Origin of the sequence: Burkholderia sp. JPY481, assembly GCF_038900515.1 — a bacterium.
GTDB lineage: Bacteria > Pseudomonadota > Gammaproteobacteria > Burkholderiales > Burkholderiaceae > Paraburkholderia > Paraburkholderia youngii.
On record NZ_JAYMRT010000045.1, the window covers coordinates 1 to 20272 of the forward strand.

Sequence of the window (20272 nt, forward strand, 5' to 3'; positions counted from 1 at the left end):
CGCTCGGCTCCCGACCTTGACAGGAACGCCTCTTCTTTCAAGGCGTCGCTCCAGGACAAAGAGCTTGAAAGGCCCAAATTCAATGTCGTCTTGCGAACCACTGACTTTCCAATCCATTGAATTCTTCGCTCTATTCTGAGTTTGGATAGCTTTTCTGCCTTAAGTGACGCTTTCGACGACGTTAGCAGAATGCAAGATAGATATCTGCTTGGGGAAAGGTATGTAGGGATTTAGTATGTTGCTTTTCGCACAAATCGAATCACGGTCTCGCGAAGACGCTGGTGGTCTTACGATAAGTGTTAGTTGTGTTCACTCTCAACGGCGGTAATAGCGGAAAATTGGATAACACGAGGGGCGCCAACCACAGGCTCGCGCTATTGGCGTGTCCGGCGCGGCTCGCACAACTTGAGCCCCCCGTAGGTGGGACCGGAAGACACGTCAGATCGAGATCAGCAATTGACGCGAAGGGAAAACTGCCTCGGAAGCGCCCTCGGCAGGCTGCAATGAGCGGCCGACCTATGCTGCAAGGCTATGGAATTGCTTGAAAACAGGCTCACCAAGACTGAACGATTTTGATTCAGCGGCCAATCGGCACCCATGGTTGAGAGCAAAAGGAAGTCCAGCTCCGACAACAAGCACGACGCCATTACTCCATCAAATTCTGCGCTGGCGGAGGGGCGAGCGTCACGGGAGTTAGGGTCTGGTACCGATACCTTCGTGCAATACGACAGCGGACGAATGAGCGACTGAACCGCAGATATTCTTGTTCTCCGCAAGCTACCGGTGTCGCGAACGGGTCCGAGTGTAAGTTATCGGTCGAGCCGCATTTTTTCCGAAACTTGCGTCGATGAAGCGTCCGCCATGCTCCAGTGCACGCCGAGCATCGGCGAGATTTACAGGAAAGAGCTGCCACTGATGCACCACGCCCGGCCACACCTCCAAGGTCACACTGACTTCGTCAATAGCCGCAAGGCGCGCGAATCGTATACTGTCATCGAGCAGGATCTCCTCCGCGCCGACCTGAACCAGAACAGGCGGCAAGCCATGCAGATCGGCGAATAGAGGGGAAACCTCTGGATCGTCGGGTGACACTCCGTGGAGATACTCCTCCGCCACCGCGAGCAAGCTGGACCTCTGCAGCAGGGGGTCTCGATTTGCATTGGCAGTTATCGACTCGCCGGATGCGGTGAGGTCCAACACTGGACTCATGACAACCAGGCTCGCCGGCATCGACTGCCGACTATCACGTAATCGTAGGGCGAGCTCGACCACCAGGTTACCCCCCACCGACTCACCCGCCAACGCGATGTCCGGCCCACCGTACCCACGCGACAGGAGCCACCTGTATGCCGCCATCGCGTCTTCGATCTGCGCGGGATAGCGAGCCTCGGGCATGCGACGATAGTCGATCACGAGGACGTTAGCATGCGCATCACGCGCCAGCTCTGCGGCGAGCAGGCGGTGGCTACTACTGGATCCACTGTAAAAACCGCCCCCGTGCAGATACAGAATCACTCGACCAGACGGACGCGCCGGAATTCGAGGCGAGATCCACTTTCCCGGCACACCATTGGCGCTTACCTCCTCTACCGACACCCCATTCGGCTCAGGCCATTGGCGCATGAACGTCTCGAAAGATGCTCTTCGAGTGAGAAAGTCATGCGCCCCGACAAGAGATTGCTCGCGCAACTCGACGATATGGGTGACCGCCGTATCACCCGTGTACGCGTCTGAGGCTCTTGATGCCCCGTTGCCAAGGAGAGCAGCAAATACAAGCACCGTTGCAGCGCGCGCACCTGCTGAGAAAAATAGGGCATTCATTGCACGTTTCCTTTTTGGGGTCAGCACATCGAGAGCTATCGAACTGGTCGAGTCCCTCACGGTTCAGAATGGAATTTGGTATGCGAACTGCGAGCGCTGGAGATTCAGCACAGGAGGGCCTCTGTGCACGACAAGTGACTTGGAGCAGTTGCAGGGGCACGCACACACGGACCGGACGCGGGCCCGTAAGCGCTCGGGGCCTTCGCGCCTCATCCTCGTCATTTGGGCAGACGGTGCTCCGCCGCTGATCGCCGCGCGTTCGACTTCACTCGTGCCCACTTGCCATCATTCGAGCTCCGCAGCACGGCCCACTGCGCTACTGTGTAGTCTGTTACAGGCCGCGCCGACGACAATCGCCGGCGCGGCGGCGTTCGCGATGCCAGACACAGTCATCTGCGCAATTCTTCGCGTGCCAGTCGCGCATTGAGCGCGCGCATCGATGAACCCGTACGGCGCAGCCTTAACGGTATTGTTGAATCGCCGCGGCGCGGCCGTACTCATAGAGGGCGGATATCCGTACGGCAGTGCTAGCTGCAAGGTTTCAAAGACCCAGATCGCTCAGACTTGGGTGGTCGTCGGGGCGACGACCGAGTGGCCAATGAAATTTGCGCTCGCTTTCCTTGATCGGCATGTCGTTGATACAGGCATACCGGTGATGCATCAGACCATCCGGCCCGAACTCCCAGTTCTCGTTGCCATAGGAGCGAAACCAGTTGCCAGCATCGTCGTGCCATTCGTAGGCGTATCGAACCGCGATGCGGTTGTCGGTGAACGCCCACAGTTCCTTAATCAGCCGATAGTCGAGCTCCTTGTTCCACTTGCGCTCGAGAAGCGCGCGTGCTTCCTCCCGGTTATTCGCGAACTCGGCGCGATTGCGCCACTTCGTGTCCAGAGAATACGCTTTCGAAACCTTCTCTGCGTCCCGACTATTCCAGCCGTCTTCCGCGAGGCGAACCTTCTCGATTGCGGATTCGCGGGTGAAAGGTGGCAGCGGCGGGCGAACTTCCGTGTTGTTGGACATCACATACTCCTCTTAATGAGACAGGATTTAGATACGACTTCGGATGAGAGCTCACCCTCGCCGCGTGGAACGCGGGAGGGCGGATACAGAGTGGGCGCTGCTCACATCTTCTGAAGCGTTATCCGCAAAAAAACGAAGATGAATAAGCACATCAATAAAGCAACAAATCCATGAAATAACCTGGATTACGGCTTCATTGGATACGCCATTTCCCACAAAATTGAATAAATCAGTAACAACCTCATTCTAGCTTCGGCTTGCCAAAGCGTTCGTGAAACGATGTGAAGAAGCGTGAAAGTGCGGTGATGCGAGTCCATAAGACAGGTCTGTCGTAAAGCACCCACCGCTCTAGTTTAAAAATAGGAATTCGCTTCAACTGTACATACTTGTCATCCGTAGCATCTGTTGCTCTTCGGGCTCTAACGTTCATGCAAGCCGCGCTCACACTGAGAAATCGGTGGATGCCGACAGCCACTTCCATGTTTCAGTCTCCGCAGCCACATAAGCGTTCTTTTCCGCGATCGCCTTCAACGTGTCGGTCCCGAGCGGCAGGCGCTGCGGCGGTGTTGGTGCATCGACAAGTGCAACGAGGGCTTTCGCGAGCTTCTGAGGATCGCCTGGCTGGTTGTGATTCAGTCCGACGGCGAATCGACGCACGTTGCCCGACGTCTCGTCATAGTCGTCGATGATCTCGTCGCTGACGACGAGCGACGACGCATCCAGGAAATCGGTACGGAAGTAGCCGGGTTCCACGACGGTCGCATGAATGCCAAGCGGCTTCAGCTCCGCGTGAAGAGCTTCCGTGATGCCTTCGACGGCGAATTTCGTCGAGCAATACACGCCAAACCCCGCCGCCGATTGATATCCGCCGATCGAGGAAACGTTGATAACATGGCCCGAGCGCTGCTTCCGCATGACTGGCAACACCGCACGCGTTACGTTGAGCAGACCAAAGACGTTCGTGTCGTACATGCGGCGCACGTCCGCGTCGGTCGATTCCTCGACGGCGGCGAGCAGGCCAAACCCGGCGTTGTTGATCAGCACGTCGATCCGACCAAACTTTGCGACAGCCGCCGCCGCGGCGGCTTTGGCCTGCTGCTCGTCGGTGACGTCGAGCTTGACCGGCAGGAGTGCCGGACTATCGCCGAAGCGCTCGATGATCGCATCGACGTTGCGCCCTGCGGCAACGACCGCATTTCCGTCGTCGAGGGCCGCCTGGGCGATTAGCGCGCCTAGACCGCGCGAGGCGCCCGTAATAAACCAGACGCGCTTGAACTGCTGTTTCGTAGCGTTGCTCATGATGTGCTCCCGTTTCTTCGTGAAGGTGAACAGCAGCATAGGACGCGCGATTAACATCCACTAGCCGTCGAATGTTAGACTCATAATCAACTAAAATTTTCCAATGGGGCGACGATGAACGAGGTCCGGGCAATTTCGGTTTTTGTCCGCACGGCAACACTCGGCAGTTTTCGCCGGGCAGCCGTAGATTTGGGTATCTCGCCTCAGGCGGCGAGCCACGCTGTCATGCAGCTTGAAAAATCCCTTGGCGTCCAGGTTTTCCATCGGACCACACGCAAGCTGAGCCTGACCGACGAGGGACAACGACTGTTGCGCAGCGTCGAGCCGGCGCTCGCCATGCTGACTTCGGCGATTGACGATGCTCGCCGTTCAAAAGAGGAAGTCGCGGGGCCACTGTGTGTGAGCGCTCCGACAGCACTCGGACGAACGGTACTCTTGCCGTTGATCCTGGAGTTTGCGTCGCTATACCCTGACGTGCAGATCGACGTCCGTTTCGACGACCATTTCACGGATCTCGTCAGCGATCGCGCGGACGTCGGCTTTCGCGGCGGGTCGCCGCCTTCCGGGGGCGCAATTGCCCGGCGACTTCTGCCAATTCAGTTGATCGTGTGCGCGTCACCGGCCTACCTCGAACGGTACGGCGTGCCGAAAACTGTCAATGACCTCGATGCGCATCGTTGTTCAGCGTATCGGCGCGCGAACACCGGCAAGCACGCGCCGTGGGAATTCATGATCGGCGGAGAGATCGTGTACAAGGAGATGGCTGCGTCGGTGTGCTCGAACAATGTCGACGCGGAAGCCGAGGCGGTCCTGGCCGGACTGGTGATTGGGCAGCTCGGAAGCTTCTCAGCGGTGTCACACATCCGCGCCGGACGGCTCGTGCCTTTGCTCACTCAGCATGTAACCCAACGCGAGTCGATCTATGTCTACTACCGTCGCCGAACAGAGCAACCGTTGCGCGTGAGAACCTTCATCGATTTTGCAGTTTCGCGGCTAGCGGACAACAGCCATTTTTTCCTGACGAAAGAGGAACTGGGCGGTTCTGCGCGTAGAGGCAGGCGCGCCACACGCAGCCATAGCGCCGCCTAAGCACGTCAGCGACTGACGTGCGGGATTTTGGACGGTACTGCCACCGTCCCTCCGCACCTTGGCGATCATATGACCTGGACCGCCTCATGATACTGGTCACGCACTTCGACTGGCACCGCCGTTGGTCGCGTATGTAGCGGTCGTACCACCCGCAGAACAGTCAAATGCGAGTCACCTGTTTAGCCGGCGGTATGCACTCAGGTGCATCAGAAGACCCTGCTGGTCGCCTCGAATCTCGCCCAGGAGGGGAATATTGAAGTGAGCGTCGGCGTGAGTCGCATCGGTGAGTCCGAAGATGAATAGGAACGGCAACGATGCCGATCCATTGTTTCCTCCGGCGACTGCGCCATCCACCCGCTCAATTGAGATATATCTTTTTGTTTTTATCGCCATGGAAGCGACGCGACCCTCACCCCACGATAATTCCGGTTATTGCGGCCATCCGCACTGTTACCAGTCGAGACCCGAGAGGTTCGACGACAAGTATCGAGGCGGATTCAACCGGTACCGCCATTCAATGACAAAAATTCGGCCGCAGCCGACCGCTTCGGATCAGACGCTGTGCGCCGGCAGACGGTCCGCGATTACGACGTGCGCGACGACTAAGGCCGAGTAATAATGAAGTTTCCCGACGACGGCGCGTGATCTTCGCGAGTGCCCCGCCCCGTTTGGAGGGTAAGGACGGATGCGCCGGTACTGCACCTGCCCTCATCTTCGAACGTTCCTGTTCTCTCCGGACTCCGCTTATTGAGCGGCCTTCAGAAGGCTTCGCTCTTGTGTCTTTCCAGATCCCCGGTGATCGCACGCTTTTCACGACCAGGGAAGGTATCGAGCGGCTATGAGAAGTTTCAACGGCTCTGCTCGAATCGCCGCCTGCAGCGCGTCAGTACACACCCTGCTCGTGAAGGCCGAATGCGATTCATCAGCTCGTCGCCCGCACGCATGGCAGCTCCCGTTCGAGCAGGTCTAGTGGGATCCGAACAGGTCGGGGAGTTAGTTCGGTCGCGGATCAATCGAGCATTCTGAAGTCTGCGTCGATTGTATCGCCCCGAGTGCGCCATTCGCGAAACTGGTCTCGCTTCTCCGTGCCGGCAGCGACGCTTTGCTCGACGTGAGCAACGTCCTCCCGGAGTTCGACCATTTCGGGGAAGAAGCGGGCTTCGAAATTATCGGCGTTGATCAGGTCGAGCAGTTCCTTGCGTTGCTCCTCGAACGCTTTGACCATTGCGCCGACCGCTTTTTTGAATTCCTGCTGCCGCTTGTATTGGTCCCACGCTTCCCACAGTTCGAGCGCAAGCCCCAGACCCGCTAGCGCTCCGCTTACCCCTTTAGCCAGCTTGACCGCGCCCCACGGCTTGAATTTCAGCATCCTACCAAGATCCACGCCGACCAACTTCGCGACGTCCACCACGCCGTCGCGTGCGGCGAGCACGGTACTGTTATTGATGACGTTGCCATTGACGAGAAAATCGACGCCTTGCTTGCCATACCCGCGAACGGTCGCGTTGAAGTGATCGACTTCCGTCACGAAGGTGATGGACATCTTGCCAATCTCCGCTTACGCGGAACCCAGCTGCTGCTCGACCTTTTCCTTCATCTGCTTCGAGAGTTGCGTTTCGAGCGCTGCCTGCTCCGTGCCGACAATTGTTTTCAATACTGCCTTCAGATCGTCATTGTCGATCTCGCCTTCGATCCGCTGATACACCTTAACCCGAGCCTTTTGTTTGAACCCGTCGGCGGCCTGAACCACGACGGTCTTCACCGCCTGATCCAGCCCTTCGAGCGCGGGGCTCACGGCGCGCGAGGCCGTCACGCGCTACCTCGCCCACACCCGCACCGACGGACAGTCCTCGCGCAGCGTGCTCGCCCGCATCCGCCGGCAGCTGGTTGCGTGCGCCACCGGCCGCCAGCGCGACGACCTGATCCCGCTCTTCACGCTGCCGGCCGCCGACCGTACCGGCCATGCCGTGCAGGTCGTCGCAGCGCTCGATGCGCTGCGCGCGACACCGATCCCCGCGCCGCAGCCGGCCGATGCCGTCGGCCGCTGGCTCGCCCCGCGTACGGCGCGGGCGTTGACCGCCGCAGGCGTGTCCACGATGGCGGAACTGATACTGTTCATGCGGCGCCGGCGACGCTGGTGGTTTCCGGTGCCTGGACTCGGCAGCACCGGCGCACAGGCGGTCGCCGCGTTTTTCGGTGCTCATCCAGACCTCACCGCCCATCTGGTCTGCCTCGCCGAACGCAGCCCGCCCGACGGCCAACTGCTGCCGCTCTGGTCCCTCAGCTCGCTGCCCGCAACGCTCGACGGTTCGCAGGGGCGCTTCCGTGCGCCGCGCGACACGTGTGGCCTCGCTGCGACCCGTGACACCGAGGCGGTCGACGCGTGGCTCGCGCTGCACGAATCGCCCCACACCGCGCGTGCCTACCGGCGCGAAGCCGAACGGCTGCTGCTGTGGGCCGTGGTCGAACGCCGTCTGCCGATTTCGTCGCTGACCACCGAGGACGCGATCGCGTTCCGCGCCTTCCTGCGGCGCCCGATCCCCGCCGCGCGCTGGACGGGTCCGCCCCGCCCCCGCAGCTCCCTCGCCTGGCGGCCGTTTGCGCGCGGCCTCACGTCCCGCAGCACGGCCTACGCGCTCGCCGTGCTCCGGGCGCTTTTTGCGTGGCTGGTCAACCAGCACTACGTCGTCCTCAACCCGTTTGCGGGCGTGACGGTGCGCGGCGGTGCCCCGCAAACCCCGTTCGATGCGGCGCGCGCGCTGGATGGCCGCGAGTGGAAGACCGTGCGCGGGTTCGCCAACCGGCTTGAACGCGCTGGCTGGACACCGCCTGCGGCGCAGCGTCTGCGTTTCGTGCTCGACTTCGGCTACGCCACCGGGCTGCGCGCTCACGAATTCGTTGCGGCGACGCTCGGCGACATTCAGGTGGAGGCGAGCGGCACGTGGTGGCTTGCGGTGACCGGCAAGGGCGCGAAGCCGGGGCGCGTGGCGCTACCGCCGCTCGCCCGGGGCGCCCTGCGCGACTACCTGAAAGAACGCGGGTTGCCGGTCACGCGGTTGCGCTGGCAACCGGCCACGCCGCTGGTGGGCGCACTCCCGCAGACGCGCACAGGCACCCGACGCAACGTGGGCAGTCACTCCAGCGATGCCGGCATCGGTGCGGCGCGACTGCGGCAGGTGCTGGAAGAATTTTTTGTAGAGGCGGCGGACAGTGTGGAAAACCGGAATCCGATGTTCGCCGCGAAACTGCGACGGGCGAGCCCCCACTGGCTCCGGCATACGCATGCCACCCATGCACTCAACGCTGGCGTGGAGCTGGTGGCAGTGCGCAACAACCTGCGGCATGCGTCGATTGCAACGACGTCAACCTACCTGCACAGCGAAGACGCGAAACGCGCCCGCCAGGTCAGTGCGGCGTTCCGCCAGCCGCCGCGTACGCGCACCCACGGGACAGCACTCCACTCAGCCCGGCAATGATGTCCTCGCCATGACCAACCGGACGATGTGCTACGGTCAAGTTGCACGCTGAAGAATGCCGAAGCAGCGGGCAGTAATCGACAATCCGAATCTGGCAAGTCAAAGCCGAACCACAAACTGCGCGCTCGCTTTCACGGCGCTTCTCGGCACACGCGGCTTTCGGGCAACGCGCCCCTTCCTCGCACGAACGGTATGGGCATCAATGTCCACAGTCGACTGCCCGTGCTTGCGCATAAGCCCCAAATCTTTTCGACGACGGCAGACGACGGCCTCTTTAATTGCTTGACCCGCCTCGGGCACGAAGCACACTGAAGGAATAAAAACGAGCGTTACACGAAGCTGGCTAGACACAGGAACCACTCGCGTGCCCAGCTTTTAATTTGGCGCCGGTTCATTTCGTCCTCGTCGGTATCACGGCCGATGGCGAGAGACACGGTACCTTTCCACGAACTCAAGTAGTCAATGAAACCCGTAACTGAATCCGCAGTGACCACACTGAACCTCAGCCTCGAGGACCTCAATCGCGCGCTTGTAGACCAGATGTTCAAGGACTGCCAACGCGCTGGCGCACCATCATCGTATCTGACGGACACGCAGGAGATTTTCGTCCGTTCCGAACTCATGACAAACGAATCGTGCGTTGTCGTCCCCCTACCCGGAATACTATCTACTGAAGTGCCTCCAACTACTGAACTACCCGATCCAATCATCCTGAGAGAGCGAGAGGATGGGAAGGGTGACACGTATCTCCAGTTGCGCGGAAAAAATATTCTTCTGAGGTCGGAAACGTTACGACGCGGTGGTCGATACCTCGTGCTCTACCTGCTCGATGACAATGTGTCGCTTGACATTATCCCGGTTACCGATGACCTGATAGAACAGATTTCGGTACATCAAATGTGCGCGCAGTCTCGCCACTTTCATCATGATGAGCCACCCGAGGAAACGCCGAAAGACCCGTTTGATGTCCCGATTGTCGCCAGAAGGGCGATTGTTGTCACCCCTCGACCGGCTCAAAGCGTCTCTCAGACGACAATTCTTTCTGCCGGCGTCAACTAGATTCGCCAGATTCGGACCTCCGAGCCGTTTAGGTTTCGTTCACCGCTAGATTCGGCTCCTTGCGAGCCGGCATGAAACAAGACGGCGAAATCAAAGATTTGCCAGAAGAACGGCAGAACGGGGGAAGCCAGAATCAGGCTGCGGCGCGTACAAGCAAGAATTTGGCGTGGTCCTTCACATTCGAAATGCAACCGGGTGCACGACCATGGCCAGACCACGTAGCGCCCTTCTTTGGGTCACGATAGCAGGCCACAGTGGTGGCCTGCTTCGTTGACGCCACTGCGCCCGGCTTGCGACCAAGTCGCCTGCCGATGCTCCTCGATGTCGGCTACTCTCACGCCGTGCTTATCCATGAGGCCATGGATTTTGCCGAGTACGATCGATGACTTTTTCGACCAGTGTTCTCGTCAGCGGCTTGCGCGGTCGCTTTGGACGTGAACGCGGAAAAGCGCCTCGCCAATCCTTGTCACCAAGCCCACAACCAAGGCGTTGCCCATCAGCATCGCCCGCGCCACGTCCGAAGTCCGTCCGTGCTGTGTGAAGCCGCGTGGGAAGCCGTTGAGCTCTTCGAGTTCCTCAGGGGTGAGACGGCGAACAAGCCCAGAAGCCTCCCTGACCGCATGCTTCGTTCTGGATGCGGTCGGGCCGCCTTCCGATGTGATGATGGTGCGTGATGGGCGGTCCAGCGGGTCAGGGAAGGCCATCGCACCTTCCGCATATTCGTACTCAAATCCGTCCTTGACGCGAGGAACCCGCTTCGCCGCTTTTGCAGCCAACCACTTAGGCTCATCGCCGTCCCGCACGTAGAATGCTGTCGGCACGGGTCCCGTCTTGCGCACAACGTCTCCAAGCGTCAGCGGACAGACGGAACCTGTAAAGGCGCTGAAGTCTTCAATGGCAGTTGACTTCGCGACACCTGTCCACACTTTGCCGGCAACCATGATCCCGCAGTTTGCAAACCGGCTCTTTCCGTTCGAAAGCGGCCGATACGTCAATTGCTCGCTGAATGGCTCATCGCGCAAGGTCATAGCTGGAGCCGATGCATTCAGCTCATTCACCAGTTCTGCGGGGAAGGCACGACTCAGAACCGATTGCTCAAACCATGTCGCTCCACCCCCTCTAACGTCACTAGCAGCTCGCTTAGCAACGTCGGTGGTAACGTGGTATGCGACGATGAACACTCGTCGGCGGCGTTGCGGAAAGCCATAGTCAGCGGCGTTAACCACACGCCACTCGACCGTGTAGCCCATACCGTAGAGTGTCGCCAACACCATCGCGAAGTCACGACCACGGCACACAGCCGGAGACGAGATGAGACGATCGACGTTTTCCAGGACGAGGTACTTCAGTGGCTCGCCGTCCGCAATTCGCTGCCGCACCAGTTCGGCAATAGACCACCAGAGCACCCCCTTCTTCCCTTCAATGCCCTGCGATTGCGAGAGCGGTTTGGCTACAGAGTAGTCTTGGCAAGGAAATCCTCCAACTACGACGTCTGGACGCGCCTGGCGAATCGCGGTGCGTCCGGCCTCCGATTTCAGCACCTCGGCAATGTCCTCGTTCAAGTGAACGTCTCCCTGCCACCGAGCTTGATATACAGCGCTTGCATGCTGGACCTTTTTGCCAGGTTCCCACTGATTGCTCAACACGATTTCGAAGGGGTTGCCGTGCACTTGCTCAAGGCCGAACCTGAAGCCACCAACGCCTGCAAAAAGTTCTACTACGCGAAGCGGGTTCTGAAACTGGTACGACGTGTTGACTGCTGCCACCGTGGTTCTCCGAGGAAGGACGATGGGCAGTCAAGCGAGATGTGTTTATATTTTTCCGCCGTGAAAATCTTGATAGTGAGCAATGGCACTCGCAGGCGCTGCAGGTTGTTCCTCCTCGCTACAATCGAAAGTGCTCCAGCGACGAATACCTAAAGGCGAGCGAGCGCTCTAGTAGCGAATTGGCGCGATACCCCAAGCACCCGACCGCTACTTGGCGATTAGATATGCCTGAAAATCCGGCAATACGGGAGCGGCGTCCGCCGCGAGCGCCACCGTACCCGATGGCGTGAGCTAAATATTTAGATGCGGATGCACCTTGAGCGCGGTCGCTATATGGGAAGTGACGTTCGGAATTGGTAACACCGCCCGAAGCGCCACGTGGGGGCATCAGGATGCCCAACGGAACAACCTATCGCCAACCGCGGTTGGCAGCGTACCCAAAGGAACTCATTCACATGCAGGATTTCGACTACACCCTGGTAGCAATCGGCGGCCTTCATCTGCCGAGCGAACTCGGCTTGGACAAACGCGCGGCCGGTAAGGTCAAACGCGACGTTCCCATCCTTACATGCCCTCTCGAGGGGAAGGACCTTGCAGCCATCCAGGGTCAAAGAACCGGATGCTGTTTCGGCTATGGCAACATGCAGGTGGGTGACGCCAGCCTCCTCACTATTCGACTGCAACTCGGACAGGTACAGATTTATTGGCTTGCTGATCTGACCGACGCCGAAGTCTGGGCAGCAATGGACCTGTGGCAAAAGCAGCAATTCGTGCCCTATCTACTTCACGTGGACAACGGTAGCCGCGAACATAACGCCTTCTTCGCCAAGGCCGAAATCGGCCCGAAAGCGCCGATCATTGGACAGTTCCGCAATCAGATAAGCGCAGATGCCCCGGCCGGAATGTGGGACAAGCTGGTTGGCACAGCGGGAAGCGGCTGGGTGCATCTGCAGGCCAGCACCGACATCCAGGGTCTCTCGTTGGAGCGCGTTCTCGTCAATGTGCTTGTTACGAAGCGATACGAAGCGCTTGTTCAGGGGAAAACATTCACACAGAAGCCGACAGTTGCGACTGCAGGGAGTGCTGGGGCAAGTAACATCCACTAATTGTGGGCGCTCTGCTGTGCCGGCTCACCTAACCTGATTTTTAAGGCACGACCCATCGGGTCGTGCCGTTTCTTCCGGGCCCTGAAATATGGCATGAAACAGCTTGCCTTCGCGAAGACAAGAGCGCAAGGCTGGAAGGGGCCAGCTATTAGGATCGCGAATATGTCGAGGATTGCGGTAGGGATGCCCATTACTGGGCACCCCCCGCACAGATCCCGGCGTGCCCAATTCAGGCACCGGGCTCCTACCTCGGGTGTTTGACGGCGAAGCGCCGATCAGGCCATGGATGAAGGATTCGAGGGAGCGGAAGCCAGACATTGGCGAGTCGTCGCATTCGCTCCCACGTCATAGCGTCCTTCTGACTGCGCCGCCGGAGCGTGTGCCGCCATAGATCGGTGACGTGATGTCGGAATGCGACGAGTGCCCGCGAGTTGGTAGGCACCGCGTGATACGCGAAGTATCCGCGGACCACCTGCCTGAGCCATTGCCCTTGCACTGGAGTTGGTTCGTGCATGCGCTTCCGTAGCGCCTCCTTGATCTGCCTGAGTTTCGCCCGCATGCGATCCCCTCGGGTCTTCCGCTGTAACTGGTAAGCCCCGCGATGAGATCTATGCCTCTCAACAGGTGCGATTGGGGGACGTGGTTGTCGAGGTTGAAAGAGTAGAAGAGCTTGTCCTGTCCGCTATCCAGTCGAATGAAATGAACGCGTCCCGCCCACGCGTCGGTTCAGAAGACGTCGTTACTTCGAGACCAATAGCAACAACGTTCGGGGCGCAAAATCTACGGGTGTACCGGCGCCTGGAGGAACCCAAAATGACCTGTACGACGGTGGGCGTGGATATCGCGAAGAATGTGTTTCAGGTGCATTACATCGACGAAGAGACAGGCGAGATCGTGAATAAGCCGATCGGACGCGCGAGATTTTTGGAGCACTTTGCGAACCGTGCTCAATGCATGATCGGGATGGAGGCGTGTAGCGGAGCGCATCACTGGGCGAGACAGTTTACGAAGATGGGTCATCAGGTAAAGCTGATGCCAGCGGCCTTCGTGAAGGCGTTCAATATACGTAACAAGAACGACGCAGCTGACGCACGAGCGATCTGGCTGGCTGCACAGCAGCCCAGCAAGCCGATCGCAGTGAAGACCGAAATGCAGCAGGCAATGCTGGCTCTGCACCGGATGCGGGACCAGCTAGTAAAATTCCGCACGATGCAAATCAACAGTCTGCGGGGACTGCTCACCGAATATGGTGAAGTGATGGGCAAAGGCCGGGTGGCATTGGATAAGGCGTTAGATGCGCGCATGGGTCAAGGAAGACCGAGCTGTAAAAGCGATCAGTGATATTCCCGGTGTTGGAATGCTAACGGCAACAGCTGCGGTTTCCATGATAGGCGATGCGAATGTCTTCCGGTCAGGGCGCGAGTTCGTGGCATGGGCCGGACTCGTGCCGAAACAAACAGGCTCCGACGGCAAGGTGAACCTGCATGGAATCAGCAAGAGGGGCGACACGTATCTGCGCACGTTGCTGATTCATGGTGCGCGCTCGGTACTTGCACACTCGAAAGAACCGAACCCGTGGGTCGAGCAGATCAGCAAGCGCCGGCCGCCGAACGTCGTGACCGTCGCGCTAGCCAACAAGATGGCGCGAACGATCTGGGCAGTGCTGGCCCACGATCGACCGTACCAGAAGGGTTACACGAGTACAAAACCAGCACAACGGTGAGGTCTCAGCAAGAAATGAACGTTTAAACAGGTTGGTTCGTCCAAAGGTTGCGTAGGGATTCGTTTGTAATGACAAGCCAGGTAGGACCCGGACTCGCTAAGCCTGAATGATAGGTCGAGCATCAAGCTCGTCAGTTGAATGAGGTGCGAGTCAGCGGATTTCATAGGGGCCCGCAGCGGTAATACAAGCTGCAACAAGGCCGGATATAGATATGCAAACCTGCCTGTTACAACACACGATAACTTACTCAAACGGGACGCGTTCATATAGACCCATCATGACGATTCACCCCCATCGCTTGATGTTTCCAGGATACCCAACATTTCGCCTCTACAGCGACTTTTTCAACAGAATCGGCCAACAGCGGTCGGTGGCGCGAACATTGATCCGGCCACTCAACCGACCGCTTCGCCCAGACAACAGACCGATGCCCGTTGCTAATTTCCTGTCCATCGCATTGCCGATCGGACTAAGCCAGACGTTTGGCGATCATCGCGTAGAAGTTATATCCCGCGAAAAACGTGCCTTCTTCTCTGGCTCGCAACTGTCGGGCAACAAACGTCTGAACCTCGTCGTGCGTTGCTACACCGGTCCTGGGCAACAGCACTGAAAACGACTGCAGAGCCGCGAGAAAGAAATCGGCTCGACCGATCTCTGTGAGAACCCATCCGCGGCTATCGACAAGTTCAAGTCCTGCATTGCGTAACAACTGGGGCATGACGCGCATGACGCGCGGGTTCGCGATCAGTCCGTGGATGATTTTCGCGTCCATCTCACAGTCAGAACCAAAGGTCAGCGTTGCGTAGTCCCCGTCAAAGATGACGACTGTCCCACGAGGTCTGACTACTCTCGCCGCTTCTTGGATTACACGGCCAGGATCGGGCACATGGCTGACCAAGGTGTGCGCCAGTACCAGGTCAAAGGACTGATCCGCCAACGTTAGATTTTGAGCATCGGCTGGCAGCCATTCGATACGATCCGCAACACCCTCTTCCTCAGCGAGGTGTTTCCCCCTTTCGATCAGGTCAACGCTAATGTCACTCGCTGTCACCCTTCCCCGGAAGTCTGGTCGTCGTGCCAGGTCGCGTACTTCCACACCCGTCCCGCACCCAAGAGCGAGCGCACTCTCAACGGAAGCAAAATCCAGTGTGTCCAGGTATTCGTGAAGCATGCCCATATATTTGGTGCTGCCACGTCGCGCCTCGAGGCGGGTCGCGATCACATCGAGGGAATGCTCATCGAGCTCATGCGTCCGACCGTACACGTCTAGCAGTGCCATATCGCACCTTGTCGAAGAAAAATCGGGCTTGCGCCCGGAGATGTGGCGACAAATAGCAAGACCCATCCAAGCTATCGGCGATTGAAGCTCTCGTGGCCCAGCCTGTCAACAGTCATACACGGTCTGCAGCGTCACTTCCTTCTAACCTTTCTCTGTCGTCAGAGGTCGGCTTTGCGAGGAAAGGCGGCCGTTGAAAACGATGCTGATTGATAGGTGGTTCAGGGTCGCCTACGGGAGTACCTGTCAGGCAGCGACCGGGCCAGTTGCAGTCGCTCAGATGAGATTTGCGAACGTCGGCTTCCTGGCGATCATGAGTCGCAGACACGCGTTTGTGACTTTGGGCAGCGTGTCGCATGGACATGGTTTCGACAAGCAGTTCAGGTAGCACTTTTACCTGCAACGAGTCGAACACTTGAGTCTCGAGCTGCGGTGAATTCCAAGGTCCTCGCGCGTCTCGCGACTGTGTACCGATTAAGTAACTCATTGCGTCGCGTGTCCGCTGCCTTCTCTACAAGGAATGTCCAGAAGGTCAGCTCCTCGTCGTCCGGCAGCTTCAGTGCGAGCAGTTCGTACACCCCGAAAAATGCCTCGTCGGCGACATGCTGCCGCTGCCGCTCGCCGTGTTCACTGTTGAACGCCGGCAGCAGGCAGAATTCCATGAACCGGTCATGGCGAAACCACCAGCGGGTGACCTCCTTTGTCGCATCGGCGCTGCGCACGGGTACCGTACGCGCAACCATCAGCTTGTGCTCAACCAACATCGACACTTCGGCATCGAAACCCGTCGGGTCGAAATAGGGCGCACCCGACACGCGCCACGCGTACACTTGCTCGGCAAAACGCGTGTAGGGAAAGGGCCGGTTCTCGCGCGCGCGAAATTCCGTTTCCATTCTGGCAAGGCGCTGCTCGACCAGCCGCAGCAGGTCGGGGCGCTCACCGCGCGAAAGCAGCTCGGAGACGATGCTCGCCTCCATCGGATTGCTGAGTACCCTGAGCGCGGTCGCGTCGTCAGTGTCCGCGACAAGTCCGGCGACATAGGTTGTGACGGCCTTGCCGTAGGTGGCTTCGTCAAGCGTCGCGCTCCGCGCAATCGCAGGCCACTGCCTGACGAGAAAAGTCTCGATCTGGTCGGCCCGCAGTGGTTGCAGTGTCAGGGCCCGGGCCGTGCGGGGCCGTTCCCAGTCCATTGGTTGGGTGGTCACGATGAAGTTGCCATGAAACGACTCCTCCACGAACTGTACGATGCGGGAGCGAGTCTCGGGCGTGGCCTCGTTGAGCCCGTCGATTAGAACGTCGATCGCGCCCTGGTGAATCAGCGTGCGCAGGTAGGATTCGTCGCTGACCTGGCCCTTCAACCGCGCCTGGATCGCCGCAACCACGCCCTCCCTGCACTCGGTCGCCCGCAGCAGCACGGCAATGCGGCGGGAGCCAATGGCCATTCGCTGCACCGCGACTGTCTTGCCCAGCCCGGATTCGCCCTCCAGCACGACCTGACCATCGACGTTTGGCAGCGCTGCCGACAGTGGTCGGCGCGAATTTTCGGCACCCCTGCCACCGCTCTCGATGACGTCACTGTCCGGAAAGTACGAACGCCCGTCGAACCCGGCGAGGGCACCGCACTGTACCAGCGAGTTCCTGAACGGGATGAACATCCGCCGCCGCAGCCAAGGCACGTAGGTAATGAGCAGGCCGACATAGCCGAGCCCGAGAAATCGCCGTCCCCAGCGGTTCCAGAAAAAGAAACTCTGAACGGGACGCCAGCGCGGATACGCCCACAGGAGTAGCAGCCAGAACGCGACGTGTCCGGCGATCATCGTGATCATGCGCCGGCGCCATTCATAGGAGGGAAGCTTTGCGCGGACCAAACGCAGGTCCGCGGCCTGAACATCAAAGCCGGCGCGTTCAAAGTTACTGATCCAGTTCTCCAACAGAGGCACATCATCAATCGTTAGCCGGCCGGCCTGCGCGTGCCAGATGTTGTTGACGAAGGCTGCCACGCGAGCACGCAGGAGAGGATATGCGGCATCGCTCGTTGACTGATCCTTTCCTCCGACAATCGGCCACAACGAATAGATCGCCGCGAGCACCTTGATCGCGTCATCTTTGGCAAGGCTCTTTGGATCAGGGGAAACGCCCGGATCCTGCCTCTGGATCCATTCCATGAGGACGAGTTCCTGTGGCGACAAGGGTCGCATCAGAAAGCATTGCAGGCGATAGCCATGTCCAAAGCGCCGGACCATAAGGTACGACTCGAGACACGCCGCGACCAGCTGAGGCAGCTCGAGGGGACGGTCGCGCCACGCCATCGTCACCAGGCCCTTGACCGCACTGCCGCGTGCGTGTTCGTATGTGTCCGCGACCATCATTCTGGCCAACGCAGGCGCAAAACGCGCGCTCCCTGTCCCCATGAATGGCAGTTGGCGAGCTGCCTCGTCTCGCACGACGGCGTCGGGATCAACCAGCAGCTTGGCGACCTCAGGGGCTACCCTGCCGGCAGGATCCTCCATGCGGCTCAGCGCCCTCAGGGAGTGCTCGACCACGCGCCTTCGATAGTCGATGTCATCGACTTTGTCGACCTTGATCAAGGGCAGAATCAGATCAGGAATGTCTGCCCGGCGCCTTCCGATGACGACAAGCGCTTCCTGGGCCGCCAGCTGAACACTGTCCTGCTGATCCCTGAGCAGGGCTACAAGGTCGGCCGTGAATCCGGCGCCAGCGTCGCCCATCAGCGCTAGCGTCTGCGCCGCCGAGCTGCGAACTTGTGGGTCGGAGTCCTTAAGGGCAAGGGCCACGGCCGGTGCTGACTTTTCGCCTGCCCGCCCTATGCCAGCCAGCGCCCCCACGGCCAAAGCGCGAACTCGCGGCGCCGGGTCGCCGAGCAGACGGGTCACATCGGGAACGAGACCGGCACCGTCCGGTTCATCCGCCCCGGCCACGACAGTAGCGAGACTGTTCAGGACCTCCAGCGCACGAAACCGGTCAGGAGCCGGGCCTCTCAGGTCGGCGGCCACGAAGGCATATACGTCCGCCGTTCGGCCCATTGCCTGCAACATGCGTGTCGCGCTGGCGACGACGTGCTTGTCCGGGTCAGCAAGAAGCGCCGCAATCTTCTGCCGGAACGGCGTGCCGGCTTCGCCCATGGCGCCCAGGGCGTTGGCCGCACCCGAGCGCACCTGGGGGTCTGTGTCTGCGAGGAGCAGCACCACCTGCCCAGCGTATTGCGCACCAGCCTCATGCATGGCGCCCAGTGCCGTCGCTGCGGCCACGCGCACGTCAGGTTCCGGATCCGTGAGCAGCCCGGCGATTTGCGCCGCGAAGCCTGCGCTAGCTGCACCCAGTTTCTCGAAGGCCTTCGCCGCGCTTGCCCGCACGTACCGATCAGGATCCTTGAGACGTTCGGCGATATCGGGAGCGAACTTGGCGGCGCCTTCGCCCAGGCTTAGCAGTCCGGCGATGGCTGATTCACGCACGCCGGGTGCCGGATCCCTGAGCAGCGGCACTACATGAGGGGCGAACTTCGCACCGCCCATCGCGAGCACCAACATGACTGACGCTGAGCGCTCGCGCGGATCGGCGCTTCCGAGCGAATCTGTCGCGACCGGGGCGAACCTGGCACTGCCCTGGCCGAGGGTTGCCATCGCGGACAACAACTTTCCCGAGAAGTGGAACATTTCCGGCGCTGCCAGCTTGGCTTGCACCTCGTCGAGCAGCGCCGATGGCACCCGGTCCGCACGATCCGGTTTGCCGTTTTCCTGCAAGAATTCAATCGCCTCGATGACTGCAGCGCGGTCGCGCAGTGCATCGAGGACCGCCTGGTATTGCCAGGCCTGCAGGGGCTCGGCCCTATCCAGAAGCGGCGCGGATGCCCCCAACGCGATAGCCCCTGAAGCAAGCATGGCAAGCGACGCATGACGGCCCACGATCCGCCCGACCGTTCGGCCGCGCGCGGTGCGGGCCGCATTCCGTTGAATGAGCAGCACCATCGACATCTCCCGGGCACGAGCACACACGTTCGTTATACGCGACGCGACCGGCTTCGTCCCTACTAACCTGGCCGGCCCAGTCGTCAGAGGCGGTGCTCGACTCATACAAGACGATCAGGCGACCGCTTTTTTTCGGAAAGCCAGCACTTCGGCAGGGCTCCGACGCGCACAAGTCACCAACCTAATATGGGCGACCGGTTACTCTGATACGCGGAACTCTCAGCTTCGCCGTGTCAACGAAAGTTCGGCTCCTTGGAGGTACACTGCTTTGAAACAACCGCTTCGCATGCTGCATCTCCGGTTTCGGCCCTTACGCTGGTCCAATGGCGCAAATTAAACGAAGTGCTGCCACTCTGATCGTGATAGCGGCCGCCCGTTTAGGGTCGGAAGTACGCGCTGACGGCTGTCCGCTCCCGGGCCGCGAGATTCCACTGGCCGCTTTCCGGCGATGAAATTGAAGAGCGGGCTGACGCAGCCCGACCCTCAAGAGCCCTTCAATCCCAAGCACCCTGTACGGCTGCTTTCGTTAAGCGTTGTTCGACGCCTGCCCATGTCTGCTGCCGCGTGAGTAAGCGACGGCGTATGCGGGCAGGCGTTGGACAACGCTCGAGGGAGGAAACCGCGGGGTGTACCGAGGCGGTTATGGGGAT

Annotated in this window: 13 protein-coding genes and 1 pseudogene; 5 read left to right on the forward strand and 9 right to left on the reverse strand. The window is 59.7% G+C overall.

Going from position 1 to position 20272, the window contains the following annotated elements; genetic code table 11:
* Window positions 1–777 precede the first annotated feature (777 nt).
* From VSR82_RS38195 to VSR82_RS38205, 3 genes are all read right to left on the reverse strand, one after another.
* Window positions 778–1821, reverse strand: coding sequence for an alpha/beta hydrolase (locus tag VSR82_RS38195; RefSeq protein WP_498858753.1), 1044 nt, complete (start codon window positions 1819–1821; stop codon window positions 778–780).
* Window positions 1822–2362: 541 nt separating this feature from the next.
* Window positions 2363–2842: a nuclear transport factor 2 family protein gene (locus VSR82_RS38200; RefSeq protein ID WP_498858754.1), complete on the reverse strand. Its 480-nt coding sequence runs from the start codon at window positions 2840–2842 to the stop codon at window positions 2363–2365.
* 441 nt (window positions 2843–3283) lie between these two features.
* Window positions 3284–4141: an oxidoreductase gene (locus VSR82_RS38205; RefSeq protein WP_498858755.1), complete on the reverse strand. Its 858-nt coding sequence runs from the start codon at window positions 4139–4141 to the stop codon at window positions 3284–3286.
* Between the two features lie 114 nt (window positions 4142–4255).
* On the opposite strand from VSR82_RS38205, the gene VSR82_RS38210 reads away from it, so the two are divergent.
* Window positions 4256–5230, forward strand: coding sequence for a LysR family transcriptional regulator (locus VSR82_RS38210; RefSeq protein WP_498858756.1), 975 nt, complete (start codon window positions 4256–4258; stop codon window positions 5228–5230).
* Between the two features lie 1009 nt (window positions 5231–6239).
* Here VSR82_RS38210 and VSR82_RS38215 read toward each other — a convergent pair.
* The gene (locus VSR82_RS38215; RefSeq protein WP_498858757.1) at window positions 6240–6773 is read right to left on the reverse strand and encodes a LeoA/HP0731 family dynamin-like GTPase; all 534 of its coding nucleotides are present in this window, start codon (window positions 6771–6773) and stop codon (window positions 6240–6242) included.
* 15 nt (window positions 6774–6788) lie between these two features.
* Complete coding sequence (locus tag VSR82_RS38220; protein WP_498858758.1) at window positions 6789–7043, reverse strand: hypothetical protein; 255 nt, start codon at window positions 7041–7043, stop codon at window positions 6789–6791.
* 46 nt (window positions 7044–7089) lie between these two features.
* On the opposite strand from VSR82_RS38220, the gene VSR82_RS38225 reads away from it, so the two are divergent.
* Together VSR82_RS38225 and VSR82_RS38230 are read left to right on the forward strand one after the other, a co-directional pair.
* Window positions 7090–8706 (forward strand): site-specific integrase, encoded by a 1617-nt coding sequence (locus VSR82_RS38225; RefSeq protein ID WP_498858759.1) that lies wholly within the window; start codon window positions 7090–7092, stop codon window positions 8704–8706.
* Window positions 8707–9168: 462 nt separating this feature from the next.
* On the forward strand, window positions 9169–9765 hold the full coding sequence (locus tag VSR82_RS38230; RefSeq protein WP_498858760.1) for a hypothetical protein: 597 nt from the start codon (window positions 9169–9171) through the stop codon (window positions 9763–9765).
* 133 nt (window positions 9766–9898) lie between these two features.
* Here VSR82_RS38230 and VSR82_RS38235 read toward each other — a convergent pair whose 3' ends face one another.
* Window positions 9899–10045: an H-NS family nucleoid-associated regulatory protein gene (locus tag VSR82_RS38235; protein ID WP_498858761.1), complete on the reverse strand. Its 147-nt coding sequence runs from the start codon at window positions 10043–10045 to the stop codon at window positions 9899–9901.
* A 127-nt stretch (window positions 10046–10172) separates the two neighbouring features.
* Window positions 10173–11531, reverse strand: coding sequence for a DNA (cytosine-5-)-methyltransferase (gene dcm / locus VSR82_RS38240; protein ID WP_498858762.1), 1359 nt, complete (start codon window positions 11529–11531; stop codon window positions 10173–10175).
* A gap of 455 nt (window positions 11532–11986) precedes the next feature.
* Between dcm and VSR82_RS38245 the strand changes: the two genes are divergently transcribed.
* Together VSR82_RS38245 and VSR82_RS38250 are read left to right on the forward strand one after the other, a co-directional pair.
* Entirely contained in the window at window positions 11987–12637 is a 651-nt protein-coding gene (locus tag VSR82_RS38245) for a hypothetical protein (protein ID WP_498858763.1), read from the forward strand.
* Between the two features lie 813 nt (window positions 12638–13450).
* Window positions 13451–14360: pseudogene (locus VSR82_RS38250) on the forward strand (IS110 family RNA-guided transposase).
* Between the two features lie 469 nt (window positions 14361–14829).
* Here VSR82_RS38250 and VSR82_RS38255 read toward each other — a convergent pair.
* Together VSR82_RS38255 and VSR82_RS38260 are read right to left on the reverse strand one after the other, a co-directional pair.
* Window positions 14830–15705 (reverse strand): methyltransferase domain-containing protein, encoded by an 876-nt coding sequence (locus VSR82_RS38255; protein ID WP_498858764.1) that lies wholly within the window; start codon window positions 15703–15705, stop codon window positions 14830–14832.
* Window positions 15706–16016: 311 nt separating this feature from the next.
* Window positions 16017–19622, reverse strand: a complete 3606-nt coding sequence (locus tag VSR82_RS38260; protein ID WP_498858765.1) for a HEAT repeat domain-containing protein — start codon at window positions 19620–19622, stop codon at window positions 16017–16019.
* Between the last annotated feature and the right edge of the window lie 650 nt (window positions 19623–20272).

Excerpts from the sequence above, each read along its gene's own strand:
- VSR82_RS38230 (WP_498858760.1), top strand. The coding sequence starts at position 9,169 with ATGAAACCCGTAACTGAATCCGCAGTGACCACACTGAACCTCAGCCTC.
- VSR82_RS38195 (WP_498858753.1), bottom strand. The coding sequence starts at position 1,821 with ATGAATGCCCTATTTTTCTCAGCAGGTGCGCGCGCTGCAACGGTGCTT.
- VSR82_RS38215 (WP_498858757.1), bottom strand. The coding sequence starts at position 6,773 with ATGTCCATCACCTTCGTGACGGAAGTCGATCACTTCAACGCGACCGTT.
- VSR82_RS38200 (WP_498858754.1), bottom strand. The coding sequence starts at position 2,842 with ATGTCCAACAACACGGAAGTTCGCCCGCCGCTGCCACCTTTCACCCGC.
- VSR82_RS38255 (WP_498858764.1), bottom strand. The coding sequence starts at position 15,705 with ATGGGTCTTGCTATTTGTCGCCACATCTCCGGGCGCAAGCCCGATTTT.
- VSR82_RS38245 (WP_498858763.1), top strand. The coding sequence starts at position 11,987 with ATGCAGGATTTCGACTACACCCTGGTAGCAATCGGCGGCCTTCATCTG.
- VSR82_RS38205 (WP_498858755.1), bottom strand. The coding sequence starts at position 4,141 with ATGAGCAACGCTACGAAACAGCAGTTCAAGCGCGTCTGGTTTATTACG.
- VSR82_RS38260 (WP_498858765.1), bottom strand. The coding sequence starts at position 19,622 with ATGGTGCTGCTCATTCAACGGAATGCGGCCCGCACCGCGCGCGGCCGA.
- VSR82_RS38210 (WP_498858756.1), top strand. The coding sequence starts at position 4,256 with ATGAACGAGGTCCGGGCAATTTCGGTTTTTGTCCGCACGGCAACACTC.